This is a genomic window from Anaeromyxobacter sp. K (assembly GCF_000020805.1).
Taxonomy (GTDB): domain Bacteria; phylum Myxococcota; class Myxococcia; order Myxococcales; family Anaeromyxobacteraceae; genus Anaeromyxobacter; species Anaeromyxobacter dehalogenans.
This window is the reverse complement of the sequence record NC_011145.1, coordinates 2,314,465-2,339,433: the sequence shown is the minus strand read 5'-3', so window position 1 is coordinate 2,339,433 and position 24,969 is coordinate 2,314,465. Positions and strand designations below refer to the sequence as shown.

Genomic DNA, 24,969 nt, shown 5'->3' with positions numbered 1-24,969 from the left:
GCCGGCCCCCCGCGGCCACAAGGATCGCCGCGGCGCAGCGCCGCGGGCAGATCAGCGCTCGCCCGGCCCGTCCCGCTCCGCATCCGCCGCGTCGAGCGACGCGTTCAGGTGCAGGATCGAGCCGACCACCCAGGTGAGCGTGCCGATCCCCACCACCGCGAGGCCGCCCCGCGCCGCGGGGATGGCGCCGTCGAGCAGGATCGCCGCGAGGTCCGCGTCCGCGCCGGCGGCGAAGCTCGCCACGCAGTAGATGCCGACGCCCACCAGCGCGACGATCCAGCCCGCCACCACGAGGACCTTGCCGATCCGCTGCCGCGCCTCGACGCGCGCGCGGGCGGACCCGGCGCCGGAGGGATCGCGCCGCCGCGGCCGGAGCGGGATGCTGCCAGGGGACGTGAGGACGCCGGGTCGGTTCATGATCTCCTCGCCATTCGCTCGAGACTGCCGGGTTGCGGCCCGGCGGCGCCCCGCTCCGCGTGGAGCGATCGCACCGCCAGGAGGATGAGGTGGAGGAGGCGGCCCGCCAGGCCGAGCGCCGTGAGCAGCCACGCGGCCAGCGCGACCGTCGCGAACGCGCGCGCCACCCAGGGCAGGACCGGCATCGCGAACAGCTCCCCCAGCCGGTAGGTGCACAGGGCGTACATGCCCAGCGGGAACACCAGCCCCCAGTACAGCGGGTCGTAGGCGATCCGTATGCGGGACCGGCCGCCGTGGCGCCAGATCCCGAGCAGGACCAGCATCGGGATCCACCAGGTCGCGGTGGCCCAGAACATGAGCGTCAACCCCTTCACGAACGGGAGGAGCGCGCCGAGAAACGCTGAGCCGGGCGCGAGCGCGGCGAGCGAGGTCCCCGCCACCACCGAGATCGCGACCGCGCCCATGTTGATCCAGTAGGGCGGCATGAGGTCGGACGGCGAGAAGCGGAAGAACATGTAGCGGTAGAAGATGAGCGAGATCATCCAGACGTAGAGCATCCCGCCGCACAGCCAGAGCGAGGTGAGGAAGAACAGCACCGCCTCGCTGCCGGGATGGCGCGGGACGAGCGCCCGGGTCCCGAGCACCACCACCGACTGCGTCGCCACCACCGCGACCAGCCACCCGCCGTTGATGCCCTCGCCCAGCGTCGGCTTGGGGTCGCGCACCGCGAGCACCACGAACACCGCGTAGGTGCAGGCGCACCAGAGCAGCATCCCCACCCACCACAGGACCAGGGCCGCGGCCGCGTCGCCGCGCAGCAGCACGAGCTGCAGCCCGAGCACGCAGGTGGCGGCCACGGAGGTGAAGAAGCCGGGCCCGCGCTGGTGGCTGGCGAGGTCCGCGGCGAGGGCGCGCGGGTACCGCAGCGCGCGCGCCGCGACCAGCGCCCAGAGCACCGCGTAGGCGGGGACGTTCAGCCAGAACAGGAACGCTGCCGCCTCGCGCAGGCCGAGGAGGTCGGAGACGATCGACACGATCCCCGTGGCCATCACCAGCGCGAAGTACGCTGGGTGAAGCCCCTTCAGCCCGGCGGCGAGGTGCTCGCGCAGCGGGTGGGTGGCGGGCGCGGCGAGGTCTGCCGTCTCCATGCCCGACAGCATGGCGAGCGCGCGGCGCCGCGTGCATCGGCCGGCGTCCGACGCGCGCGTAGGACGCGAGGCGGTCCGCGTGTCGGCGTCCGTCCGACGCCCGGGCGGGCCGCGCCGCCCTACCCGACCAGCCCGTGGCGGACGGCGTACTGCATCAGCTCGGCGTTCGACCGCAGGGCCATCTTCTCCAGGATGCGGCTGCGGTAGGTGCTGACCGTCTTGACGCTGAGCTGCAGCCGCCCGGCGATCTCCGACACCGACCGGGCCGCGGCGAGCTGGAGGAAGATCTCCAGCTCGCGCGGCGAGAGCTGCTCGTGCGGGCTCCCGGTGCCGCCGCCGGCCAGGTGGTCGGCGAGCTGCTCGGCCAGCTCGTCGCCGACGTAGCGCCGGCCGGCGAGCACGCTCCGGATGGCCCGGATCAGCTCCTCGGGCGCGCGCTCCTTGGTGAGGTACGCCGACGCGCCGGCGCGGAGCGCCTGGATGACGAACTGGCGATCGCCGTACATGCTGAGCACCACCACCGGCAGGCGCGGGTGCCGCTCCTTCAGCGGCGGGAGCGCGTTCAGGCTGTTCTGCCCGGCCATGGAGATGTCGAGCAGGAGCACGTCCCACGGCTGCGCCCCGAGCCGCTCCTGCACCTCGGCGATGGTGGCCGCCTCGCCCACCGACGCGCCCGGGAACTCGGCCTCGAGGATGCGCCGCAGCCCGGACCGGAACATCGCGTGATCGTCAGCCAGCAGGATGCGCAGCATCGGGCCCGCCCGTCCTCGTCCGAGGGATCGTTACCACGATGGTGGTCCCGCCGCCCGGCGTCCCGGAGATCTCGAAGGTGCCGTCCACCAGCAGGGCGCGCTCCTGCATGCCCTGGATCCCGAGCGCGCGCCGGTCGTCGGCCGCCCACGGGCCGATCCCCTTGCCGTCGTCGCGCACCGTGAGGACCCGCGCGGCCGGGGTGGCGCGCAGCTCGATCCAGACCTCGGTCGCCCCGGCGTGCCGCACCACGTTGGTGAGCGCCTCCCGCACGATCCGGAACAGCGTGATGGCCGGGAGCCACTCGACCGGCTCGACCGAGGGGTCCACGTCCAGGATCACCGCGAGCCGGGTGCGCTGCTCGAGGTCGCGGACCAGCCCCTCGAGCGCGGCGGCGAGACCGAGCCGGTCGAGCACCGGCGGGCGGAGGTCGGAGGAGACCCGCCGCACGAACCCCACCGCCTCGTCGAGCCGCTGGCCGAGCTCGGCGACCCGCGCGCGCCGTGCCTGCGGGTCCTCGCCCTCCGCGCCCGCCCGCTGGAGCGCCGCGAGGTCCACCTTCACGCTGGTGAGCACCTGCCCCAGCTCGTCGTGCAGGTCGCGCGCGATGGCGGCCGCCTCGGCCTCCCGCGCCGCCGCCAGCCGGTGCGACATGGCGCGGAGCCGCCCCTGGATGTCGGCCGCCTCGCGCTGGCGCGCCGCGAGCGCGTCCGCCATGGCGTTGAACGCCCGCGTCAGCTCGGCCAGCTCGCCGTGCGCCGCCGGCGTCTCGGCGCGCGCGGCGAGGTCGCCCTCGCCGAAGCGGCGGGCGGTGCGCGCGAGGTGCCGGAGCACGCGGAGCACCGACACCTCGGCCGCGAGCAGCACGCAGCCGATGGTGAACAGCGTGAGCAGCGCCAGCCCCGCGACGGTCCGGTAGAAGGCGCGGTTCGCCTGCGCGGCGACCCGGGTGTACGGCAAGCTCGCCACCACCGAGACGCCCGGCACCGCCGCCACCGGCGCCGCCACCAGGAAGCGCCGGTCCGCCCCGGGCACCTCGGCCACGGTGCCCTGACCGGCCGCGTCCACCGCCCGCGCCAGCGCGGGATCCCGCGCCGCCCGGGCCGGCCAGGCGTCGTCGCCGGAGCGGCCGAGCGCGGTGCCGTTCCGGTCCGCGAGCACGAGCGCGTAGCCGGCCGGCAGCTCGGCCTGGTGCGCGAGCTGCTCCAGCCACTGCAGGTCGAGGCCGACGAACAGCACCTCCACCGGCGCGCCGCCCGCGGCCCGCACCGCGTAGGCGAGGTGGAGCACCGGGCGGCCCACCACCGGGCCGACGGCGTACTCGCCCACCTCGACGTCGGAGGACCGGAGCGCGCGGTCGAGCGCCGCGTTGCCGGCGAAGCTCACCCCGGGCGGCGCGGCCCGGGCGCTGCAGCGGAGCCGGCCCTCCGGCGAGAGGATCCCGATGGTGGTGAACTGCGGGTAGCCGGCGAGCAGCGCCGGGAGCAGCTCCGGGCAGCGCGCCGCGTCCCCCGCCTCGGGCGCGGCCCGCAGCAGCCCGGCGAGCCGGCGCAGCAGCGTGCGCGCGCCCTCGAGCTGGTGGCCGTGCTCGCGCGAGGCGAGCTGCGCGAGCAGGAGCGCCTCCTGCTCGATGCGCCGCAGCACCGCGGTGCGCTCCGCGCTCGCCGCGTAGAACGTGAACAGCATCGCGGGCAGCGTCGCGAAGCAGACCAGCAGCACCAGCCTGCCGCGGAGCGTCCCGAGGACGGCGAGGAGCCTGCGCATGCAGCGATCACCCTAGCGCGCCGGCGGCGTCCGCGCGGACGCCGCCGGCAGCCAGGACGGGGCGCGACCGTCGCGCCTACGGGGCAGCCTGCACCCGCGACGCCTTCTCCTGCAGGTACCAGGCGTGCTCGGGGCGGGCGAGGATCCCCTCGAGCACCGCGGTGGCGGCGCGGGCCTGCGTCCTGCGGCCGGCCGCCTCGGCGTGCGCGATGGCCTCGCGCGCCTCGGGGACCACGCCCTCGTAGAAGCGCTTCGCGACCTCGTACATCCCGTGCCAGTGGGCGTAGTCGGGCGACATCATGGCGGCGCCGTGGCGCGCGCGGCGGCCCTCGTGGTGGTGCAGCTCGAACCACTCCCACTCGATCTTCTCGTCGAACGGCGTGCGCGTCAGGATCCCCTGCGCGTACAGCGCGTCCATGAGCGCCTGGCCGGGCTTCGCGAACTTCTCGTTGTAGAGCGCGACGAGGTCGTCGTACTGCCGGTACGCCGCGTCCACCGTGGAGGTCGCGTGGCACACGTTGCACGCCGTCTTCATGCGGTCGCGCTTCTGCGCGGCGGTGTCCACCACGGCGGCCTTCCGGCGGGCCGGGTCGGACGCGGTGACCACCCGGTGCTCCGCGTCGGTGTCCATCGGGAGCGAGACCGGCGGGCGGTTCGTCCAGGAGAGCCGCTCGCCCGGATCGTGCGTGACCTTGCCGCCGTTCACGTTCGCGGACATGTGGCAGGTGGCGCAGGTCGGCGCGGCCGCGTAGTCCTTGCCGAGCACCCAGCTCTTGCCGTCGAGGTTCATCCGCTCGCGCGCGTCGCGGTAGGCGACGCCGTGCTTGGAGGACTCGTAGATCTCCTTCTGCGGGTGGTCCGGGCCGAGGTGGCAGGTACCGCACGCCTCCGGCTGGCGCGCGCGCCGGGCGGAGAAGTCGTGGCGGCTGTGGCAGGCGGCGCAGGAGCCGAGCGAGCCGTCCAGGTTGACCCGGCCGATGCCGGTGTTGGGCCAGGTGCCCTCCACGAACTCCGGCTTGCCCTCGGCGTCCCGCAGGACGCGGGCCAGCACCTCGGGCCGGGTGGGCTTGCCGTCCGGGCCGGGCTTCAGGTCGTCCACCGTGATGGGCGCGCCGGTCCTCGCCTTCAGCGCCGTCTTGTTGCCGTGGCACTGCTGGCAGCCGGCCTGCGCGCTGGCGAGCCCGTTCACCGGGCCGGCCGCGGCTCCGGCCGCCGACGGGGCGAACGGCGCGAACGGCTCGCGGGCGCCCTCGATCGTCTCGGCGATCTGGTTGTCGAGCGAGGCGAGGATGTTGCCGGCCTTGGCGTGGTGGCTCTTGCCGAACTCGGCGCTCTCGGTGGCGTGGCAGCGGGCGCAGTCGCGCGGCGTGACGATGGTCGCGACCAGCTCGCCGTTGTGCTCGAACGCGTCGGCCTCGCCCTTCGCGGCCTGGTGGCACTCGAGGCACCCCACGCCCTTCTTCGCGTGGGCGCTCTCGTGCCACTGCTCGACGATGCCGGCGTTCGCGTCGGCGTGGCAGTCGAGGCAGGCCTGCGAGCGCGCGGAGAGCGCGGCGGGGCGGGCGGTGGAGGCGGGCTTCGCGGCCGGCTTCGCGGCCCGCGACGCGGCGAGCGCGGCGGGGGCGAGGCAGAGGGCGGCGAGCAGCACGAGGCGGCGTGGGTGCATGGATCCTCTCGGATGCGCGTTCGAGGTTGGCGCGCGGCGGTCGCCGCGCGGCGCGCGCCACGAGAGCAAGCCGCCTGCCAGCACCTGCACCTCGTGCTCTCGCGCCCTTGCGCGATCAGCCCCCCTCGGCGGCACCGCGATTTGGGTACCCCGAACCGATCCTTCGGTGCGCCAACGTTCCGCCTGCACCGTCACGCGCCGCGGCGGCCACGCGACGCCGCGCGGTGAGCCCGGCCGCGGTGTCGCCGCCGCCACTCGGCCGCGGTGAGCTCCCACACCTCGGCCGGCAGCCTGCCCGACACGAACGCGCGCTCCTCCACCCCGACGCACCGCATCCCGGAGCGCTCGGAGATGCGCCGCGAGGGCGCGTTCGCCGCCGCCTTCCCGACGCGGAGCACCGGGAACCCGAGCACCTCGAACCAGTACGCCGTCACCGCCGCACACGCCTCGGTCGCGTAGCCACGCCCCTGCCACGGCACCCCGATCCAGAAGCCGCGGTGCTCGTCCTTCCCGGCGTTCAGGTTGATCACGCCGATCAGCCGGCCGGGCGCTTCCTTCCGTCGGATGGTCCAGTGCCAGGCCTCTCCGCGCGCCACCGCCGGCAGCGCCACGTCGCGGAAGAACGTGAGCGCCCCGTCGGGCGGGTACGGCCACGGGACGACGGCGGCCATGTACCGCACGATCTCCCATCGCGGGAACAGCGCCTGGACCTGCACGGCGTCGGAGAGCTCCAGGGGGCGGAGCAGCAGGCGCGCGGTCTCCAGCGTGGGCACGGCCATGGCGCGATCCTAGGCGCCGCGGCGCCGCCCGCGCCGGCCACGTCGTCGCGCCTTCGCGATGCGTGCGGGTGGTCGCGCCGCGCTGCGGCATGGGCGCCCTTCACAAGGGGCGCAGGAACCGGCGCGGCGGGCTGCTAGATTCCGCGCGCCGAAAGTCCCTCCGCCGGGGGTGAGCAGGGCTGGCAGGCGAGCCGACGCTTGACGACATCACCGCGTAAGCACTGGCGTTTTCGGGCAAGACGGAACATTGATTAACGGGGAATCGAAGGCTACCATTCGCCCGCCTTCGGAACTCCCTCACGACGCGAGGCAATCACCGACATGGCCGGACGCAACGGGAAGACGAGCTTCTACGACGAGGCGATGGAGACGTTTCACCGGGCCGCGGACCTCATCAAGATGGACCCGCGCGTCCGCATGGAGCTGGAGGAGCCGGACTTCGAGCACATCTTCTACGTCACCGTCGAGACGAGGGACCGGCTGGTCCCGCTGTCGCCGGAGGAGCAGGCGAAGTTCCGCGATCTCCCCGCGTCCGACGTCAAGGCGGCGGACGCGTTCGAGCCGCTCGCGAACGGGAACTACGTCCTGCACCGCCGCGCGCTGCTCAAGGCGGACATCACCATGCGCTCGGGCGTGATGAACATCCCGGGCAAGGGCTTCTTCCGGATCGAGAAGGGCGGGCCGAAGAAGTTCAAGGCGTACCGGATCCAGCACAACCAGGTCCGCGGGCCGTACAAGGGCGGCATCCGCTACCACAAGGACGTCTCGCTCGACCTGTTCAAGACGCTCGCGGCCGACATGACGTGGAAGACGGCCATCGCCGAGATCCCGTTCGGCGGCGCCAAGGGCGGCATCAAGATCGACCCCTTCAACTACTCGAAGGAGGAGATCGAGCACCTCACGCTGCGCTTCATCTACAAGATGAAGGGGCTCATCGGGCCCTACATCGACATCCCGGCGCCGGACGTGAACACGAACGGCGAGATCATGGCGATGATGATGCGCCAGTTCACGGACGGTGAGCGCGAGCACCACCGCCTCCGCGGCGTGGTCACCGGCAAGGACGTGCGCATCGGCGGCTCGGAGGGGCGCGTCCGCGCCACCGGCCAGGGCGTCGTCTACTGCATCGAGGAGTGGGCGCGCGAGCACAAGTTCGACCTGAAGGGCGCGCGCGTCATCGTGCAGGGCTTCGGCAACGTGGGCTCGAACGCGGCCGAGATCCTCGCCGCCATGGGCGCGAAGATCGTCGCGGTGAACGACGCGTTCGGCACCATCCACGCCGACGCGGGCCTCGACGTCCATGCGCTGGCCCAGCACGTCCACCAGAACCCGAAGAACCTGAAGAAGACGGTGGCCGGGTTCACCGGCGGCACCGCCATCTCCAAGGACGACTTCTGGGGCGTGGACGCCGACATCTGCATCCCGGCCGCGCTCGGCGAGGAGATCGACGGCCCGGTCGCGGAGCGGCTCAAGGTGCGCCTCGTGGCCGAGGCCGCGAACGGCCCGACCACGCGCGAGGGCGACCGCGTGCTCGCCTCGCGCAAGATCGAGGTCATCCCCGACATCATCTGCAACGCGGGCGGCGTGACCGTCTCGTACTACGAGTGGCTGCAGAACCAGCGCCTCGAGCACTGGTCGGAGGCCGAGGTGAACGCCCGCCTCGAGCAGGCCATCAAGAAGAACTACGCCATCATCCGCGACATCTCGCTGAACCGCCCGCAGCGCACGCCGCTCTACGACTCGCGGCCGTACTGCGTCGGCCAGCAGGTGGACGTGCGCACCGCCGCCATGGTGCTCGCGCTGAAGCGCATCGAGGCGCACTACCTGCTGGAGGGCTTCTCGCAGTAGCGCCCTGCCCCGCCCTGCCCGCTCCCCCGGCGCGTCCGCGGGAGCGGGCGGGTCACTCCTCGTCCCCCGCCACCGCCGCGAGCAGCGCCTCGCGCCGCGCCGACAGCAGGCGCGCGGTCCGCGGCAGCGCCCAGCGGTACAGCCAGAAGCCGAGCGCGCCCAGCACGGCCCAGGACGCCGCCACCAGCCAGGGCGACTCGAGGCGCAGCGCCGCCAGGACCGGCAGCGCGAACACGGCGCTCACGGCCGAGACGAGCGCCATCCCTGCGAGCGCGGTGAGCGGCGAGAGCCGGCCGCCGCGCTGGATCGAGGTCGAGGCCGCCCGCGGCACCAGCACCGAGACCACGTTGCCGGCCGCCAGGAACCACGGCGCGCTGCCCGCGTGCAGCGTCACCGCGGCCGCGATAGCCCACGCCGGCGGCAGACCGGCGGTGCCGATCAGGGCGGCCGCGCTCGCGGCGAACAGCGTCAGGGCGAGCGCGTAGACCGCCGCGTTCTTGGCGGCGAACGCGTCCTCGAGGCGGACCGGGGCGAGGAACCACGCCCGCGCGCCGCCGCGGTCGCCGCCGAACGCGTTCAGCCAGAACACCTCGGTGGCGAGGTGCGTGTAGACCGCCAGCCCCACCAGCGGCAGGAGGCGCACCACCTCCCCCGCGTCCGCCGGCAGGTGCGGCGCCACCTTCCAGCCGAAGAACGCCGAGAGCGCCGGGACGATGAGCGCGAGCACGGTGGCGAGCGGGTGGCGCGCCAGGTACTTCAGCTCCTTCTCGACGAGCGGCGCGAGCCGGCCGGGGAGCCGCCACCCGCGCCCGGCCGCGCGCGCCGCCCCGCCGGCACCCTCCCCGCCCGAGCGCGCGTCGGCGAGCGCGAGCCGGTAGGCCGCCCAGCCGGAGAGCGCACCCGCGGCGAGCAGCGCCGCGATCCAGGGGAGCGCCGCGCCGCTGCGCGCGGTGAACAGCGCCGCGCCCGCCTCGCTCGCCAGCGCCGCGGGGTAGGCCAGCCAGCGGAACCGGGCCAGCGCCCGGATGGCCTGGAACACCCCGGGCCGCGGGCCGCCGCTCGAGGACAGCAGCAGGAACGCCAGGCCGAGGTAGATCGCCGCGATGCCGAGCTCGCGCACCCGTCGCCCGCGCAGCAGCCGGCCCAGGAGCTCCTGCACCAGCGCGGCCATGGCCGCGGTGGCCGCCACGAAGCCGAGGCTCACCAGCGCGAGCAGCAGCAGCCACGCTCCCGGCCGCGCCAGCGCGGCGCCCGCGAACGCGCCGGCCAGCAGCAGGCACCAGCACCAGGTGAACGGGTCGCCCAGGACCGACGCGGCCAGCCCGTAGCCGTAGGCCCGGGCCGGCGGCAGCGGGTAGACGAGGAAGCGGCGCAGGTCGAGCTGCGAGCGGTCCGAGACCGAGAGCGACACCGCCATCCAGGTCTGCCACACGCCGAAGTAGAGCGCCGCCACCGGGATCGACGAGCGCAGGCCCGGCCCGGCCCGCGCCGCCTGGTACGCGCCGGCGCCGGTGAGGCCTGCGAAGACCAGGCCGGCCGGGATCGCGAACGCGAAGGTCGCGATGCGCGCCACCAGCTCCGGCACGCCCGAGCCGCCGCGCAGCCGCCGCCAGAGGATCCGCAGCCGGAGCTCGGCCAGCGCGCGCAGCGGTCCGCCCGCGCTCACGCGGCGCCGCCCTCGCCCAGCCAGGACAGCCCGGGCCGCGGCCGCTCCTCGCCGACGGTGCGGATGAAGACCTCCTCGAGCGTCTCCGCCGCGCCGCGCACCTCCTCCAGCGTCCCCTGCGCCACGAGCCGTCCCTCGCGCACGATGCCGACGTGCGTGACCAGCCGCTCCACCACCTCGAGCACGTGGCTGGTGAGGAAGATCGTCATGGCCCCGCGCGCCACCAGGTCCTGCAGCAGGCCGCGGATCCCCGAGACCGCCACCGCGTCGATGCCCTCGAACGGCTCGTCGAGGAACAGCAGGCGCGGGCCGTGGATGAGCGCGCAGCCCAGCGCGAGCTTCTTCTTCATGCCGTGGCTGTACTCGCCCACCAGCTTCCCGGCCTGGTCCGCGAGCTCGAGCGCCCCGAGCAGCTCGTCGGCGCGCCGGGCCGCCTCGGCGCGCGGCAGGCCGTAGAGCTGGCCGTGGATGCGGAGCTGCTCCGCGCCGGTGAGGCGCTCGAACAGCCCGAGCCCGTCCGGCACCACCCCCACCTGCCGCTTCACGGTGAGCGGATCCCGCGCGAGGTCCGTCCCCAGCACGGCGGCCCGCCCGGAGGTGGGCGCGAGCAGGCCGGTCAGCATCTTGATGGTGGTGCTCTTCCCCGCGCCGTTGGGCCCGAGGAAGCCGTAGAAGGCGCCGGCCGGGACGGCGAGCGAGAGATCCTGGACCGCCGGCCGCCCGTCGAACAGCCGGGTGAGCCCGTGCGTCTCGATGGCGAGCATCCCGGTCCGGGTAACACGGCGACCGGGGGGCGGCAAGGCGCCGCCGGCCACGGACGGTGAACCGGAGGGGCGCGCGGGCGCGCACCCCGCGCCTCACTGCAGGAGGGAGGGGACGGCTGCGTCCAGCTCGAAGTACAGGAACCGCATGCCCATGCCGCGCATGGTGAGCGGACCCCGCGCGCCCGTGCCGCGCCCGAGCAGGTGGCAGACGTACCGCACCTCCGCCACCGCGATCATGTCGCCGTTCTCGGAGGGGAACGTGATCCGCACCTGCGAGCCGATCGGCTGCGGGGAGCGGGTCTCCACGAACAGGCCGCCCTCGGAGATGTTCCGGGCGATCCCCAGGCCGCAGCCGGTCTCGCCCTCGAGGTACACGCGGAACACCTTGTCGAGCCGCGGCGCCGCGCGCCGATCCGGTCCCGCCGCCGCCACCACCTTCTGCGCCTCTCGCCGGCTCCAGAGCATCCCGTCCTCCTCGGAACGGAGCAGAGCCTACGGTGGTGGGGCGATGTAGTCAAGAAGAGCACCTGCGCTCACCTGCCCCGCTACGGGTCCCACCTGCGCGGGATCACTGGGTTCCTTCGGGGTACCCGCGACACGGTACACTCGCGGCCCCTCGGCGGGCCCGCAGCACCCCCGTCCCCCTCCCCGCCACCGAGGTCATCGACATGCGTGCACTCCTGGGCTCCGTCCTCCTGGCCGCCGCGCTCGCGCAGGCCCCCGCCCGCGCCGCGGACTTCGACGCCGTCGCGCGCGCCGCCGAGCGGCTCGACGCGCTCGAGCCGTTCCTGGTCCGCTACGTGGGCCACTGCGTGGACGTCTACGAGCGGCGCACCTGCGAGGCGAACGTCGCCGCGACCCGCCGCAGCGCCGACGGGAAGACGTTCGCGGTCCGGGTGCAGGACGCGGCGCCGCTGGTGAAGCCCGAGGTGCGCGGCGACGGCCGGTTCCTGCTGCTGCTCACGCCGTTCGTGGACGGCGGCGGCGTGGCGCTGACGCACGGCGCGCCGCTGCGCCAGGACGCGCAGGGCCACCCGCTGGTCGGGCTCCTGCCGATCCAGGGCACGCTGCCCGACGGCACGATGGAGATGGAGTTCGAGAGCCCGTTCCGCACCGGCGCGATCGAGCTCGAGATCGTCTTCCGGCCCGAGAAGCCGTGGAAGCTGAAGCGCAAGGGCGAGGCGGGCAGCTACGAGGGCGTCGCCGCGCGCTTCCTCGCGGTGCGCGTGCTGGACGCCCGCACCGGCGCGCCCATCGCCTCGAAGGTGTTCTGAGCCCCGCACGACCGCGCCGCCCCCCGGATCCGGAGGGCGGCGCGGGAGCGATCGCGGGGGTGCCGGCTACTTGCCGCCGCCCACCGGCACCGCGATGAACACGGCGGCGTCGCCGCGGCGAACGCGCAGAAGCGCCATGTCGCCCTCCTTCAGCTTCGCCACCGCCGACCGCATGTCCTCCGGCCGCGCCACCTTCTGGCGGTTCGCCTCGAGGATGACGTCGCCGCGGCGGATGCCGGCGCGATCGGCCGGGCCACCTTCGGTGACGTCCACCACCACCACGCCCTCGCCCGGCTCGACGCCGAACTGGCGCGCGACGTCCGGGGTGATGGGCGCGATCGAGACGCCGAGCTTCGGCGACTGATCGCGGGCGCCCTGCCCGCCGCCTTCGTCGCCGCCGCCCTGCTCGTTGCGGCCGACGGCCTCCCCGTCCTCGGGCCGCTGCACGACCTTCACCGCGAACTGCTTCTTCTGGCCGCCGCGCAGCACGGTCAGGTTCGCGGTCTGGCCCGGCGCGACCAGCGCGACGCCGCGGGTGAGCGCGCCGGCGGTCTCGACCGTCTTGTCGTTCAGCGCGACGACCACGTCGCCGGGCTGCAGCCCCGCCTTGTCGGCCGGCGAGCGCGGGACCACGTTCTGGACCAGCGCGCCCTTGGTGCCGGACTGCAGGCCGAAGCCCTGGATGAGATCCGGCGAGAGGTCGGACACCGACACGCCCAGGAAGCCGCGCGTGACCTTGCCCTTCTCCTTGAGCTGCGGCAGCAGCGCCTTCGCCATGTTGATGGGCACCGCGAAGCCGATGCCCTGGCCGATCTGCGGCGACACGATGGCGGTGTTGATGCCGACCACCTCGCCGCGGAGGTTGAACAGCGGGCCGCCCGAGTTGCCGGGGTTGATGGCGGCGTCGGTCTGGATGAAGTCGTCGTAGGTGCCGCCGGGGTTGATGCCGGGGCGGTGCTTCGCCGACACGATGCCGAGCGTGGCCGTGTCGCGCAGGCCGAACGGGCTGCCCAGCGCGAGCACGAAGTCGCCCTGGCGGAGCGCGTCGGAGTCGCCGAGCACCACCGTCGGCAGGTTCTTCGGAGGGTTCACGAGCTGGATGAGCGCCACGTCGGTGAGCGGATCGCGGCCGACGATCCTGGCGCCGAACTCGCGGTCGTCCGAGAGGCGCACGCGGATGTCGGTGGCGTCCTTCACCACGTGGTTGTTGGTGAGGATGTAGCCCTCGGTGTTGAGCAGGAACCCGGAGCCGAGCGACGAGCCCTTGAACTCCTCGGGCATCTCCGGCGCGGGGCGGCCGAAGTAGCGCTCGAAGAAGTCCTCGAAGCCCTCGTCCGGCGTGCCGCCGCCGTGCGGGTTCTGGCCGCGTGGGCCGCGCTGGACGCGCGGGTGCTTGGTGACGGTGGTGGTGGAGATGTTCACCACCGCCGGGCGGAGCTTGTCGATGAGCGGCGCGAGCGAGGTCTGCACCGGGATGGCGGCCTCGGGGCCGGGCGCGGCCGCCGCGGCGTCGCGGAACAGCTGGGCCGGCGCCGCCGCGGGCGCGGCGGATGCGGTCGCCGCGCTGCCGTCCCGCGTGCACGCGAAGATCGCTGCGGCTGCGAGAGAGACGGTGACGATTCGGGTGATGAGGCGCATGGCCCCTCTCCTGGGGTTGGTCATGTAGAGACGGTCAGTCACGTTCCAAGGACGCTCGGGCCCGGATTCTATTCCCCGCGCCGGCGCCCGGCGGGCACGGCGTGGGGCGCGGCATCACGCGCGCGCCACCTTCCCCACGCGGACCCTGGCGGGGCGGAGCACGCGCTCGCCGACGCGATATCCGGCGCGGATCTCCTGCACCACCACGCCGTCCTGCGACGCATCGCCGACCGGCACCGTGTCCACCGCCTCGGCCACGTGCGGGTCGAACGGCTGCCCCAGCGTCGGGATCCGCTCCGCCCCGAGCGCGGCGATGCGTCGATGCAGCACGCTCAGTGAAAGGCGCACGCCCTCCAGCAGGTGCCCCAGGCGCTCGTCGGTGGGCTCACCGGGCGCGGACGCGGCCGCGAGGGCGCGCTCCAGGTCGTCGGTGGCCTCGAGCAGCGTCTGCGCCACCGCGGCCCGCTCGGCGTCCACGACGCGGGTCCGCTCGCGCTCGAGGCGCTGCCGGAAGGCCTTGTTGTCCTCGACCAGGGCGGCGTACGCGCGCGTCAGCTCGTCGATGCGGGCCGCCTGCTCGGCGAGGCGCGCCTCCACGGCCGCGGCCGGGGGCGGCCCACCCTCCTCCTCCGGCGGCGCGCCGGCGCCGGGCGGGTCGAGGGGCTCCCCGTCCTGCCGGAACCGGCGTCGATCCACCACCTTCACCTGACCCTCCGCGCCCGGCGCAGAGGTGTCGCGGCGTTCGTCTGCCATGTCACGACCTCCGGCAGGCAAGCTAACCAGCGGAAAGGTCGTGTCAAACGAGCAAGGGCCCGGGGGCGCCCGAGCCTGCGGCACCCGCCCTCAGGGCGGTGGGGGCTCGCCGGGCAGCGCGTCCACCTGCTCGCCACGCTCGTCGCGGATGTCCACCCCGGCCGCGCGCAGGCTGTAGAACAGCAGCCAGCGCTCCGCCGGCGAGAGGCTGCCGGGCGGCAGCGCCCGGTCGATCTCGGCGATGGTCAGGCTGCCCCGCCGGATCCCGATCTGGAAGAGCGCCTTGCGCGCCTCGTGGCTCTCGCTCCCGTGCCTCACCGCCGCGACGCCTCCTCACGATTCGGGATCCGGGTCGCCGCCGGCGTGGCGCGCGAGCGCCTGCGGCGGCTGCGGCCCCGACCTCCCGAAGCCCGCGCTCGCGTCCGCCGAGGCCGCGACCGGACGGTTCGGCGTCTCGGGCGGCGACTCCTCGTGGCCGCGCCCCTCGATCGTCCCGGGCCGCACCACCTTCGGCCCCCACAGGCGCGTGATCTCGTCCTCCTCGACCACCTCGATCGTGAGCAGGCGCGCCGCGAGCGCGTCGAGCCGCTCGCGGTGCTCGCGCACCACCGTCCGCGCGCGATCCTGCGCCTCCTCCACCAGCGCCTGGACCTCGCGATCGACCGCCAGCGCGGTGTGGTCGGAGTACGACCGGGCCTCGAACCCCTTCACCCCCAGGAAGCTCGGGCCGTTCTGGTCGCCCAGCGACACCGGCCCGAGCGCCGGGCTCATGCCGTAGTCGCGCACCATCATCCGGGCCACCGCGGTGGCGTGCTGCAGGTCGTTCGAGGCGCCGGTGGACGGCTCGCCGAACACCTCCTCCTCGGCGACGCGCCCGCCCATCAGGCCCGCCATCCGGTCGCGCAGCTCGCTGCGGGTAAGCAGGTACCGGTCCTCGAGCGGGAGCTGGAGCGTGTAGCCCAGCGCCCCCAGGCCGCGCGGGATGATCGAGACCTTCGAGACGCGGTCCGCGAACGGCAGCATCCAGGACACCAGCGCGTGCCCGGCCTCGTGGAACGCGACGATCTCCTTCTCGCGCTCGTTGATGCGCCGGCTCTTCTTCTCGAGGCCCGCCACCACCCGCTCGATGGCCTCCTCGAACTCGGCGCGGGTCACGTGGTTCTTGTTGCGGCGCGCGGCCAGCAGCGCGGCCTCGTTCACCACGTTGGCGAGGTCGGCGCCGGCGAACCCGGGGGTGCGCGCGGCCACCGAGCGGAGGTCCACGTCCGGCCCGAGCTTCACGTTGCGCGCGTGGATCCGGAGGATCTGCTCGCGGCCGCGCTTGTCGGGCCGGTCCACCAGCACCTGGCGATCGAAGCGGCCCGGGCGCAGCAGCGCCGGATCGAGGATCTCCGGCCGGTTGGTGGCGCCCATGATGATGAGGCCGGCGCGCGCGTCGAAGCCGTCCATCTCGGCGAGGAGCTGGTTCAGCGTCTGCTCGCGCTCGTCGTGCCCGCCCATGATGCCGGCGTTGCGCGACTTGCCGAGCGCGTCCAGCTCGTCGATGAACACGATGCAGGGCGCCTTCTGCGTGGCCTGCGCGAACAGGTCGCGCACGCGCGCCGCGCCCACGCCCACGAACATCTCCACGAACTCCGAGCCGGAGAGCGAGAAGAACGGCACGCCGGCCTCGCCCGCGGTGGCGCGCGCGAGCAGCGTCTTGCCGGTGCCGGGAGGCCCGACCAGCAGCACGCCCTTCGGGATCCGGCCGCCGAGCCGCCGGTACTTCTCCGGCGTCTTCAGGAACTCGACGATCTCCTGCAGCTCCTCCACCGCCTCGTCGATGCCGGCCGCGTCCTGGAACGTGACGCCGGTGTCCGGCTCCATGTGGATGCGGGCCCGCGACTTCCCGAACGCCATCACCCCCGGCGGCCCCTGCCCGAGCTGCCCGGACATGCGCCGCATCACCCAGGCCCAGAACAGCAGCCCGATCGCGATCGGCGCGATCCAGACCCAGAACAGGTCGCCCATGCCGCCTCCGGCCACCGCGTCGTAGGGCACGCCCGCCTTCTCCACCGCCTGCACCAGGTCGTCGCCGCCGCCCGGGATGCGGGTCGCGACGTACGGCAGCGCCTGGCCGTTGCGCTCACCGTCGCCCTGCGCCTGCTGCGGCTGCGCGCCCCCGCCCTGCGCCGCGCCGGCCTCCACCGGCTTCGGCACGCCACGGACCCAGTCCGGCCCGATCACGACGCGCTCGAACGCGCTCTGGCGCACCATCTCCTTGAACTGCGAGTATGGGATGCGCCGCACGCCCACGTCCTGGAACGCGCGGAACAGGAAGATGGCGAGCGCGATGAGGACCAGCCACGCCGCCGGCGAGGCCAGCGGGATCCGGGGCTGGGTGCCAGGACCGCCCGGCCCGCGCCCCCGCTCGCTGCGCTGCCCGTGGCCCTTCTTCTCGTCTGCGGACACCGAGGCCTCCTGCCCCCTTCGCAGGCAATCTGCGCACGTCCGGGGATCGGGCAATCCGGGTAAGCGCGGAAGGCCCCGGCAGGCTGCTCGCCGGTGGGGGCCTGCGGTCGGGTCAGGCGGAGCGGGAGCCTGCGCGCCCATGCGGGCGGCGCGGCGCGGGCGGCCGGGGCGGGCCGGCCTACAGGCCGAGCAGCTTCGCGATGCTCTTCTCGTCGGCCGGCGGGAACTCGTACTGATCGAGCTCGTCGGGCCGGACCCAGCGGTGGTCGTGCACCCGGATGTGCTGGATGGGCCCGCGGACCAGGCGGCAGCGGTAGACGCAGAAGTCGATGTCGTAGGCCTCGTACGCGTGCTCCACGTGGATCACGCGGCCGCCGACCTCGACGCCGATGCCCATCTCCTCCGCGAGCTCGCGCGCCAGCGCGGCGGGATCGGTCTCGCCCGCCTCGACGCGCCCGCCGGGGAACTCCCACAGCAGCGGCAGCGAGGCGGTGGGCGGGCGCTGGGTGATGAGGTAGCGCGCGTCCTGCTCGATCATCGCTCCCACCACGCGGATCTTCCGGCGCATGTCGTGAACGCTCCGTCTGCGGTCCCGTGGTGCCCACCGCGCGCGGGAGGGCCGCGCCGCGCGCGTCCAGGGATTGTAGAATTCGCTCACGATGACGTCCATCCGCTTCCTCGGCGCGGCCGGCACGGTGACGGGCTCTCGGTTCCTGGTGGAGACCGGCTCGGTCCGGGTCCTGGTCGACGCGGGCCTGTTCCAGGGCCACAAGGAGCTGCGCCTCCGCAACCGCGCCCCCTGGCCGGTCTCGCCCCGAGACCTGGCCGCGGTGGTCCTGACGCACGCGCACGTGGACCACAGCGGGGCGCTGCCGCTGCTGGCGCGCCAGGGCTTCCGCGGGCCGGTCCACTGCACCCCGGCCACCGGCGACCTGGCCGGCCTGCTCCTCCCCGACTCGGGGAGGCTCCAGGAAGAGGAGGCCCGCTACGCGAACCGGAAGGGCTACTCGAAGCATGCGCCCGCCCTCCCGCTCTACACCGAGCAGGACGCGCTCGCCGTGCTGCCCCGGCTGGCGCCGCTCCGGTACGCCGAGCCCCGCCAGATCGCGCCCGGCGTGACCATCCGCTTCCACCGGGCCGGCCACATCCTGGGCAGCGCGCTGGTGGAGCTGAGCGTCGGGGGCGCGCGCGGGGCGCGGATCCTGTTCAGCGGGGACCTGGGCCGCTACGGCGCCCCCATCCTCCCGGACCCCGAGCCCGGCCCCGCCGCCGACGCGCTGGTGCTGGAGAGCACCTACGCCGGCCGGCGCCACGAGGCGGCCTCGCCCGCCGCCGCGCTCGCGGCCGAGGTCCACGCCGTGGTCCGCTCCGGCGGCGCGCTGGTGGTGCCGGCGTTCGCGGTGGGGCGCACGCAGGAGATCCTGTTCACGCTCCGTGAGCTGGAGGACCGCGGAGAGATCCCGGCCATCCCGGTGTTCGTGGACTCGCCCATGGCGGTGGACGCGACCCCGATCTACCTCGCGCACCGCGAGGACCACGACGACGAGACCCTCCGGCGGATCGCCGCCGGCGAGGAGCCGCTCCGGCCCGCGAAGCTGACGTTCTGCCGCAGCCCGGACCAGTCGAAGGCCATCAACGACGTGCGCGGCCCGTGCGTCATCCTGTCGGCCTCGGGCATGGCCACCGGCGGGCGCGTCCTCCACCACCTCGCGCGCCGGCTCCCCGACCCGCGCAACACGGTGCTGCTGGTGGGCTTCCAGGCCGGCGGCACCCGCGGCTGGCGCCTGCAGAACGGCGCCGAGACGCTGCGCATCCATGGCGAGGACGTGCCGGTGAAGGCGCGCGTCGCGACGCTGGGCGGGTTCTCGGCGCACGCCGACGAGGCGGAGATCCGGCGCTGGCTCGCCACGCTCCCGGCGCAGCCGCGCCGGACGTTCCTGGTGCACGGCGAGCCCACCGCGCTCGCGGCGGCGAAGGCGCGCATGGACGAGCTGGGCTGGGCCGCGCTCGTCCCCTCGCACCTCGAGGAGGTCCGGCTGTGACGGCCGCGGGCGGGGGGCGCACCGCGCTGGTGCTGTCCGGCGGCGGGGCCCGCGGCGCCTACGAGGCCGGCGTGGTCCGCTACCTGCGCGAGGAGCTCGCGCCCGAGCTCGGCCGCCAGCCGCGCTTCGACGTCCTCTCCGGGACGAGCATCGGCGCGGTGAACGCCTGCGTGATGGCGTCGACCGCGGACGTCCCCGAGCGGCAGGGGGCCGCGCTGGCCGCCGCCTGGCGCAGCCTCAAGCTGGAGCAGGTGTTCCACTGGAGCGCCCTCAACCTCGCCGCCCTGCCCGGCTACGTGGTCCGCCAGCTCCGCGCCACGCGGATGCGCCACCTGAGCTGGCGCCTCTCCGACTTCGTGTTCCCCGAGGCGCTGGCGCGCCTGGTCCACGACCGGATCGACTGGGCGCGCCTCCACCGCAACGTGCGCGACGGCCACGTCGGCGCGCTCACCGTGAGCGCCACCGACCTCGGCACCGGCCGCGCGGTCGTGTTCGTGGAGAGCATGCGCGAGCTGCCGGCGTGGAGCCGCGACCCGCTCGTCGAGGCCCGCGGCTGCGCCATCGGGCCCGCCCACGCGCTCGCCTCGGGCGCGATCCCGCTGCTGTTCCGCCCGGTGCGCATCGAGGACTCCTGGTTCGTGGACGGCAGCGTCCGCCAGAACACCCCGCTCGCGCCCGCGCTCCGCCTCGGCGCCGACCGCGTGCTCGTGATCGCGCTCCGCGCCGAGGGGCGCGAGGCGGACCGCGCGCCGCGGCTCCACCCCGAGGAGGCGCCCACCACCGCGGCGCAGCTCGGGCGCCTGCTCAACGCCCTGCTGCTCGATCACGCCGACTACGACATCGACCGCCTCCGCCACGTGAACGCGATGATGGACCGCGCCGAGCAGGTGTTCGGCCCGGGGTTCGCCGAGCAGCTCGCCGCGCTCTCCGCGCGCGAGCTGGCGGCGCCGTTCCGCCGCGTGCGCGAGCTGGTGATCCGGCCGTCCCGCGACATCGGCCGGCTCGCGCACGAGCACGCCATCCGCCGGGTCCGGCACCTGCGCCCCGGCACGCTGGCGGCGCGCCTGCTGCGTCGGGCCGCCGCCGACGTGGAGGCCGCCGCGGACGGCGCCGCCGACCTCGCCAGCTTCCTCCTGTTCGACGGCGAGTTCGCCGACGAGCTCATCGCGCTCGGCCACGCCGACGCGCGGCAGAGCCGCGACGCCCTGCTCGCCTTCTTCGCCGAGCCCGTCGCCGCCGGCGCGCGCACCGCATGACGCCCGCCTCGCCGCGCCCCTTCGACGGCCCCACCCTGCTCGACGGGGCCATGGGCACCGCGCTCCTCGCCGGCGGCCTCCCCGCCGGCGCCCTGCCCGAGGCCTGGGTGCTGGAGCGGCCCGAGGCGATCGCCGCGGTCCACGCCGCGCACGCGGCGGCGGGCGCGCAGGTGGTGCTCACCTGCACGTTCAACGCGGCCGGTCCGCGCCTCGACCCGCTCGTCCCGCCGGACCGGGTCGGCGCGCTCTGCGCCGCCGCGGTGCGCCTCGCGCGCCGGGCCGCCCCCGGCGCGCGCGTCGCCGGCGACCTCGGGCCCACCGCGCTGTACGGCCCCGGACGGCCGCCCCCCGACGGCGCGGCGGTGCGCGCCCGGTACGCCCGCGCCGCGGGCGCGCTCGCGGCGGCCGGCGCGGACCTGCTGTGGGCCGAGTCGCAGTGGGACCTCGCCGAGGCGCGGCTCGCGCTCGACGCCGCGCGCGCCGCCGGCCTCCCGGTGGTGGTGACGTTCGCGCTGCGCGCGGAGGCCGGCCGGCTCGCGGCGCCGGACGGCACGCCGGCCGAGGCGCTCCTCGAGGCGGTGGCGGACGCCGGCGCCGCGGCGGCGGGGGTGAACTGCGTGCCGCCGGGACCGGCGCTCGCCGCGCTCGCGGCCTGGGCCGCGCGGCGGCTGGCGGTGCGGTTCGTGGCGAAGCCCAGCCCCGGGCTGCCCGGCGAGGTGCTCGGGCCGGACGCGTTCGCGGAGGCGCTCCGCCCCGCCGTCCAGGCGGGCCTGGGGGTCGCCGGCGGCTGCTGCGGCGCCGGGCCCGGGCACCTCGCGGCGCTGCGGCGGCTGCTCGCGGCCGCCCGGGCCGGCTAGACCGGCGCGCCGGTGCGCGGGTACGAGCCCAGGAGGTGCAGCTCGTGCACCTGCTCGCGCACGCCCTCGAGCGCGCTCGCGCCGGCGGGGTCCGCGCGGTGCCCCTCGAAGTCCAGGTAGAACACGTAGTGGCCCATGGCCTGCTTGGTGGGCCGGCTCTCAATCTTGGACAGGTTGATCCCGCGGCGGGCGAACTCGCCCATCACCTCGTACAGCCCGCCCGGCCGGTCGCGATCGAGCGTGAAGGCGATGCTGGTCCGGTCGGCGCCGCTCGGCGGGGCGTCCTCGCGCGCCAGCAGCACGAACCGCGTCACGTTCTCGTCCGAGTCCTGGACGTTCTCCGCCAGCACCTCGAGGCCGTAGCGCTCGGCGGCGCGGCGCGGGCCGAGCGCCGCCGCGTCCGGCTCGCCGGCGGCCACCTTGCGCGCGGCCTCCGCGGTCGAGAGCGCCGGCTCGAGCGCCGCCGCGGGCAGCCGTGCCCGCAGGAAGCGGGCGCACTGCCCGAGCGGCTGCGGGTGCGAGAGCACGCGCCGCACCTGCTCCAGCCGCGTGCCGGGCCGGGCCAGCAGGTGCTGGCGGACCTGCAGCAGCAGCTCGGCCCGGATGCGGGCGCCGGGCCGGTGCACGAGCAGATCGAGCACCGCGCTCACCGCGCCCTCGATGGAGTTCTCGATGGGCAGCAGCGCCGCGTCGAGCTCCCCGCGCAGCAGCGCCTCGTGCGCGTCGGCGAAGGTGGGGAACGGCACCGCCTCCGCGCCGCGGACCGCCTCGCAGCGCGCGACCGCCTCCTCGCTGAAGGTGCCCGGGGGACCGAGGTATCCGACGCGCATGCTCGCGACTCCTATCACGGAACGGCGCGGGGGCGCCGCCTCATTCACCTCGGGTGATGGCCTCGAGCAGCGCGGGGAGCGCCGCGATGTCCTCGAGGAGGTGATCGGGGGAGGCGGCGCGGAGCACCGCCGGCGTGCAGGCGCCCCACAGCGCGGCCACCGTCCGCACGCCCGCCGCGCGGCCGGCCGCCAGGTCGTGCGGCGAGTCGCCCACCATCACCGCCCGGTCCGCCTCGGCCCCGAGCCGCGACAGCGCCAGCCGCACCGGCTCGGGGTCGGGCTTCGAGCGCGCGCAGCTGTCCGCGCCGATGACCGCCCCCATCCGCTCGAGCAGCCCCACGTGCCGGAGCGTCCGGAAGGCGCCCTCCTCGTTCTTGGCCGTCACCACGCCGAGGGGATGGCCGCGGGCGGCGAGCGTCAGCACCGTCTCGCGCGCCGAGGGGAAGCAGCGCGTCCAGCGATCGTGCTCCGCGATCCAGAAGGAGCGGTAGCGCGCGAGCAAGGGCTCGACGTCCTCGGCGCAGCGGGCGAACGAGGCGAGCTGGGTGCGGAGCGGCGTCCCGATCCCGGCGATCCACTCGGCGTCGGTCGGGCAGCTCCCATACCCGTCGAAGGCGTGGCGCACGGAGGCGAGGATGAACGGAACGGTGTCGACCAGCGTCCCGTCCAGATCGAACAGGATCGCCATCCGGCGGTGTTCTGGCACGTCCGCCATCATAGTGAAAATTCCCCATCCCCTCCCGACGATCGTGCCTAATTTCGGTGCGCGATGACGGGCGCGGCGATCGTTCGGCGGTCGGATGGGGCGGCGGAGGTGCTCACGGTGTACGGCGCGTTCGACGGCGCCTCCGCCTGGGCGCTCCGGGTCCAGATGGACGAATCCGCAGCGGACGCGTTCGTGATCGACCTCGCGCACGCCGAGGAGGCGTGCGAGTTCGCGGCGTGCGTCCTCGCCGGATGGGTGCGCGAGCACCGGCGCGAGAAGCGCGTGCGCTTCCGGGCGGGCACGCGCGAGCAGGCGCGGCTGCTCTCGGCGTTCGGCCTCGACCTCGAGGAGAGCGAGCCCACGGTCGTGGAGCCGGATGAAGCTGGCGCGCCCGGCCTCGATGGCTTCCCGCTCGGGCTCCGCTCTCCGGAGGGGACCGGGGTGCCCGCATGAGGCGGCGGCGCTGCCGCGCGTCTTCGGCTGCCGCATCCTCCAGCGGACCGTGTCGCGCGCGCCCTCACCCATTGCCGATCTGATCCAGTCCCACCGCGATGAGGTCGCGCGGCGCTTCGTGGAGCGCGCCCGCCGGGAGCTGCGCGAGTCGCGGATGCCCGATCCGCAGCTGCTCGACTCGTTCCCGGCCCTCCTGGACGCCCTGGTCGACGCGCTGCGCCACGGGCCCGCGCCGAGCGCGCCGGCCGAGCCGCCGCGGGTGGCGGCGGTCGCGACCGAGCACGGAGAGCAGCGCGCGGCCATGCCGGTGGACGTGGTGCAGCTCGTCTGGGAGTACGGCGTCGTCAGCGACGTGATCCTGGAGCTCGCCGAGGAGCAGGGGCTCCGGCCGGAGATCGCCGACCTGCGCGTGCTCGAGGCCGCGCTCAAGGCCGCCATCGCCGAGTCGGTGCGCCGGTTCGTCCAGGCGCGCGAGGGCGCCTCCCGGCGCGCGGACGCGCGGCTGCGGGCGGTCGCCGATCACGCGCCCGCGGCCCTGGTGCTGCGCGACCGGGAGGGACGGTTCCGGTTCGTGAACCGCTTCGCGGCCCAGGCGCTCGGGCGACCGCAGGCGGAGCTGCTGGGCCGCAGGTTCGAGGACGTCCTCCCCCCGGCGGTGGCCCGCCGCCTGGCCGGGGCGGACGCGCGCGCCGGGCGCGGCACCACCGTGGAGCAGCGCGAGACGCTCGACACCCCGCGCGGCCTGCGGACGTTCCACACCGTGACGTTTGCGCTCGCGGGGGCGAGCGCGCCCGAGGATCCCGCCGTCGTGTCGATCGGCCTCGACGTCACCGACGCCCAGACCGCGCTGGAGCGCCTGCGGCACGCCGACGAGCTGCTCGAGCTCGGCGACGCGTTCCTGGAGCTGGATCGCGCCTGGCGGATCGTCCGGGTGAACCGGAACCAGGAGCGGCTCTCGCAGCGCAGCCGGGACACCACGCTGGGCCGGGTGTTCTGGGAGGTCTGGCCGGAGCTGGCGCGGCCGGAGTCGGCGTACTGGGTCGAGTACCACCGGGTCATGAACGAGCGCGAGCCGCGCGAGTTCGAGGCGTACTTCGAGCCGCTCGACATGTGGACCGCGGTGGCGGCCTACCCGGTGACCGACGGCGGCGTGGCGGTGTTCTTCCGCGACGCCACCCGGCGCATGCGCGACGAGCAGCGGCTCCGCCAGGCCCAGGCGTTCGAGCAGCAGCTCATCGGGATCGTCTCGCACGACCTGCGCAACCCGCTGAACGCGATCCTGCTGGGCGCGTCGTCGCTGCTCGCGCGCGAGGACCTCTCCGACCGGAACGTCGCGTCGATCGCGCGCATCCGCTCCGCCGCGGAGCGCGCCGCCCGGCTCATCCGCGACCTGCTCGACCTCACCCGCGCGCGCCTCGGCGGCGGCATCCCCGTCCAGCCCCGCCCGGCCGATCTGCGCCAGGTCGCCCAGCAGGTGGTGGACGAGCTGGAGCCGTCGTACCCCGACCGCCCGATCTCGGTGGAGGCCGCGGGCGACACGCACGGGCAGTGGGACCCGGACCGCATCGCGCAGGTGATCGGGAACCTGGTGACGAACGCGCTCAAGTACGGGGCGCGCGGCACGCCGGTCGCGGTCCGGATCGCCGCGGAGGACGGGGAGGTCCGGCTCTCGGTGCACAACCAGGGCACTCCCATCCCCGCCGAGACCGTCCGGACGATCTTCGAGGCGGGCGGCCGGGCCGCGCCGGATCCGACCGGGAGGAGCGTGGGCCTGGGCCTCTTCATCGTGGAGCGCATCGCCGACGCGCACGGCGGCCGCGTGGAGGTCCACTCCTCCGAGGAGGACGGGACCACGTTCACGGTCTGGCTTCCGCGGAAGCCGCGCGGGGGCGGCGAGCAGGCCTAGA

At 75.0% G+C, this 24,969-nt stretch carries 23 protein-coding genes; 7 read left to right on the top strand and 16 right to left on the bottom strand.

Annotated features, from left to right (window positions below; genetic code table 11):
• Positions 1 to 51: 51 nt before the first annotated feature.
• The 6 genes from ANAEK_RS10440 to ANAEK_RS10415 form a co-directional block, all read right to left on the bottom strand.
• Complete coding sequence (locus ANAEK_RS10440) at positions 52 to 417, bottom strand: hypothetical protein (protein ID WP_012526109.1); 366 nt, start codon at positions 415 to 417, stop codon at positions 52 to 54.
• Positions 414 to 1,565, bottom strand: a complete 1,152-nt coding sequence (locus tag ANAEK_RS10435; RefSeq protein ID WP_232288425.1) for a tellurite resistance/C4-dicarboxylate transporter family protein — start codon at positions 1,563 to 1,565, stop codon at positions 414 to 416. The genes ANAEK_RS10440 and ANAEK_RS10435 overlap by 4 nt, the downstream gene beginning before the upstream one ends.
• A gap of 119 nt (positions 1,566 to 1,684) precedes the next feature.
• Positions 1,685 to 2,317 (bottom strand): response regulator transcription factor, encoded by a 633-nt coding sequence (locus ANAEK_RS10430; RefSeq protein WP_012526107.1) that lies wholly within the window; start codon positions 2,315 to 2,317, stop codon positions 1,685 to 1,687.
• The gene (locus ANAEK_RS10425) at positions 2,295 to 4,079 is read right to left on the bottom strand and encodes an ATP-binding protein (RefSeq protein WP_012526106.1); all 1,785 of its coding nucleotides are present in this window, start codon (positions 4,077 to 4,079) and stop codon (positions 2,295 to 2,297) included. The genes ANAEK_RS10430 and ANAEK_RS10425 overlap by 23 nt, the downstream gene beginning before the upstream one ends.
• Before the next feature lie 76 nt (positions 4,080 to 4,155).
• A complete protein-coding gene (locus ANAEK_RS10420) occupies positions 4,156 to 5,745 on the bottom strand; it encodes a multiheme c-type cytochrome (RefSeq protein ID WP_012526105.1) in 1,590 nt (529 codons plus the stop codon).
• A 191-nt stretch (positions 5,746 to 5,936) separates the two neighbouring features.
• Positions 5,937 to 6,524 (bottom strand): GNAT family N-acetyltransferase, encoded by a 588-nt coding sequence (locus ANAEK_RS10415; protein ID WP_012526104.1) that lies wholly within the window; start codon positions 6,522 to 6,524, stop codon positions 5,937 to 5,939.
• Between the two features lie 321 nt (positions 6,525 to 6,845).
• Here ANAEK_RS10415 and ANAEK_RS10410 point away from each other — a divergent pair, with 321 nt between their 5' ends.
• Positions 6,846 to 8,372 (top strand): Glu/Leu/Phe/Val dehydrogenase, encoded by a 1,527-nt coding sequence (locus tag ANAEK_RS10410; RefSeq protein ID WP_012526103.1) that lies wholly within the window; start codon positions 6,846 to 6,848, stop codon positions 8,370 to 8,372.
• Positions 8,373 to 8,424: 52 nt separating this feature from the next.
• On the opposite strand, the gene ANAEK_RS10405 is transcribed toward ANAEK_RS10410, so the two are convergent.
• The 3 genes from ANAEK_RS10405 to ANAEK_RS10395 form a co-directional block, all read right to left on the bottom strand.
• Entirely contained in the window at positions 8,425 to 10,038 is a 1,614-nt protein-coding gene (locus tag ANAEK_RS10405) for a hypothetical protein (protein WP_012526102.1), read from the bottom strand.
• Positions 10,035 to 10,802, bottom strand: a complete 768-nt coding sequence (locus ANAEK_RS10400) for an ABC transporter ATP-binding protein (RefSeq protein WP_012526101.1) — start codon at positions 10,800 to 10,802, stop codon at positions 10,035 to 10,037. The genes ANAEK_RS10405 and ANAEK_RS10400 overlap by 4 nt, the downstream gene beginning before the upstream one ends.
• Before the next feature lie 93 nt (positions 10,803 to 10,895).
• Positions 10,896 to 11,267, bottom strand: a complete 372-nt coding sequence (locus tag ANAEK_RS10395; RefSeq protein ID WP_012526100.1) for a PilZ domain-containing protein — start codon at positions 11,265 to 11,267, stop codon at positions 10,896 to 10,898.
• Positions 11,268 to 11,470: 203 nt separating this feature from the next.
• Here ANAEK_RS10395 and ANAEK_RS10390 point away from each other — a divergent pair, with 203 nt between their 5' ends.
• Positions 11,471 to 12,076, top strand: coding sequence for a DUF6066 family protein (locus ANAEK_RS10390; protein ID WP_012526099.1), 606 nt, complete (start codon positions 11,471 to 11,473; stop codon positions 12,074 to 12,076).
• 66 nt (positions 12,077 to 12,142) lie between these two features.
• Here the strand turns inward: ANAEK_RS10390 and ANAEK_RS10385 are convergent, their stop codons facing one another.
• The 5 genes from ANAEK_RS10385 to ANAEK_RS10365 form a co-directional block, all read right to left on the bottom strand.
• Entirely contained in the window at positions 12,143 to 13,714 is a 1,572-nt protein-coding gene (locus ANAEK_RS10385; protein WP_012526098.1) for a trypsin-like peptidase domain-containing protein, read from the bottom strand.
• A 114-nt stretch (positions 13,715 to 13,828) separates the two neighbouring features.
• Positions 13,829 to 14,467, bottom strand: a complete 639-nt coding sequence (locus tag ANAEK_RS10380) for a nucleotide exchange factor GrpE (protein WP_012526097.1) — start codon at positions 14,465 to 14,467, stop codon at positions 13,829 to 13,831.
• Positions 14,468 to 14,557: 90 nt separating this feature from the next.
• Positions 14,558 to 14,785 carry an RNA polymerase sigma factor region1.1 domain-containing protein gene (locus ANAEK_RS10375; RefSeq protein WP_012526096.1) on the bottom strand — a complete coding sequence of 76 codons (228 nt, stop codon included), beginning with the start codon at positions 14,783 to 14,785 and terminating at the stop codon, positions 14,558 to 14,560.
• Positions 14,786 to 14,800: 15 nt separating this feature from the next.
• On the bottom strand, positions 14,801 to 16,918 hold the full coding sequence (gene ftsH / locus ANAEK_RS10370; protein ID WP_012526095.1) for an ATP-dependent zinc metalloprotease FtsH: 2,118 nt from the start codon (positions 16,916 to 16,918) through the stop codon (positions 14,801 to 14,803).
• A 178-nt stretch (positions 16,919 to 17,096) separates the two neighbouring features.
• On the bottom strand, positions 17,097 to 17,486 hold the full coding sequence (locus tag ANAEK_RS10365; RefSeq protein ID WP_012526094.1) for a (deoxy)nucleoside triphosphate pyrophosphohydrolase: 390 nt from the start codon (positions 17,484 to 17,486) through the stop codon (positions 17,097 to 17,099).
• 91 nt (positions 17,487 to 17,577) lie between these two features.
• Between ANAEK_RS10365 and ANAEK_RS10360 the strand changes: the two genes are divergently transcribed.
• The 3 genes from ANAEK_RS10360 to ANAEK_RS10350 are packed head-to-tail and all read left to right on the top strand — an operon-like array spanning position 17,578 to position 21,073.
• Positions 17,578 to 18,960 (top strand): MBL fold metallo-hydrolase RNA specificity domain-containing protein, encoded by a 1,383-nt coding sequence (locus tag ANAEK_RS10360; protein ID WP_012526093.1) that lies wholly within the window; start codon positions 17,578 to 17,580, stop codon positions 18,958 to 18,960.
• On the top strand, positions 18,957 to 20,216 hold the full coding sequence (locus ANAEK_RS10355; RefSeq protein WP_012526092.1) for a patatin-like phospholipase family protein: 1,260 nt from the start codon (positions 18,957 to 18,959) through the stop codon (positions 20,214 to 20,216). The genes ANAEK_RS10360 and ANAEK_RS10355 overlap by 4 nt, the downstream gene beginning before the upstream one ends.
• Positions 20,213 to 21,073 (top strand): homocysteine S-methyltransferase family protein, encoded by an 861-nt coding sequence (locus ANAEK_RS10350; RefSeq protein WP_012526091.1) that lies wholly within the window; start codon positions 20,213 to 20,215, stop codon positions 21,071 to 21,073. Before ANAEK_RS10355 ends, ANAEK_RS10350 begins: the two co-directional genes overlap by 4 nt.
• On the opposite strand, the gene pheA is transcribed toward ANAEK_RS10350, so the two are convergent.
• The gene (pheA, locus tag ANAEK_RS10345; RefSeq protein ID WP_012526090.1) at positions 21,070 to 21,903 is read right to left on the bottom strand and encodes a prephenate dehydratase; all 834 of its coding nucleotides are present in this window, start codon (positions 21,901 to 21,903) and stop codon (positions 21,070 to 21,072) included. The genes ANAEK_RS10350 and pheA overlap by 4 nt on opposite strands.
• Positions 21,904 to 21,943: 40 nt before the next feature.
• Positions 21,944 to 22,618 carry an HAD family hydrolase gene (locus tag ANAEK_RS10340; protein ID WP_232288424.1) on the bottom strand — a complete coding sequence of 225 codons (675 nt, stop codon included), beginning with the start codon at positions 22,616 to 22,618 and terminating at the stop codon, positions 21,944 to 21,946.
• Between the two features lie 54 nt (positions 22,619 to 22,672).
• Here ANAEK_RS10340 and ANAEK_RS10335 point away from each other — a divergent pair, with 54 nt between their 5' ends.
• Both ANAEK_RS10335 and ANAEK_RS10330 read left to right on the top strand, forming a co-directional pair.
• Positions 22,673 to 23,062: a hypothetical protein gene (locus tag ANAEK_RS10335; RefSeq protein WP_012526088.1), complete on the top strand. Its 390-nt coding sequence runs from the start codon at positions 22,673 to 22,675 to the stop codon at positions 23,060 to 23,062.
• A gap of 154 nt (positions 23,063 to 23,216) precedes the next feature.
• Positions 23,217 to 24,968 carry an ATP-binding protein gene (locus tag ANAEK_RS10330; protein ID WP_232288423.1) on the top strand — a complete coding sequence of 584 codons (1,752 nt, stop codon included), beginning with the start codon at positions 23,217 to 23,219 and terminating at the stop codon, positions 24,966 to 24,968.
• Position 24,969 lies beyond the last annotated feature (1 nt).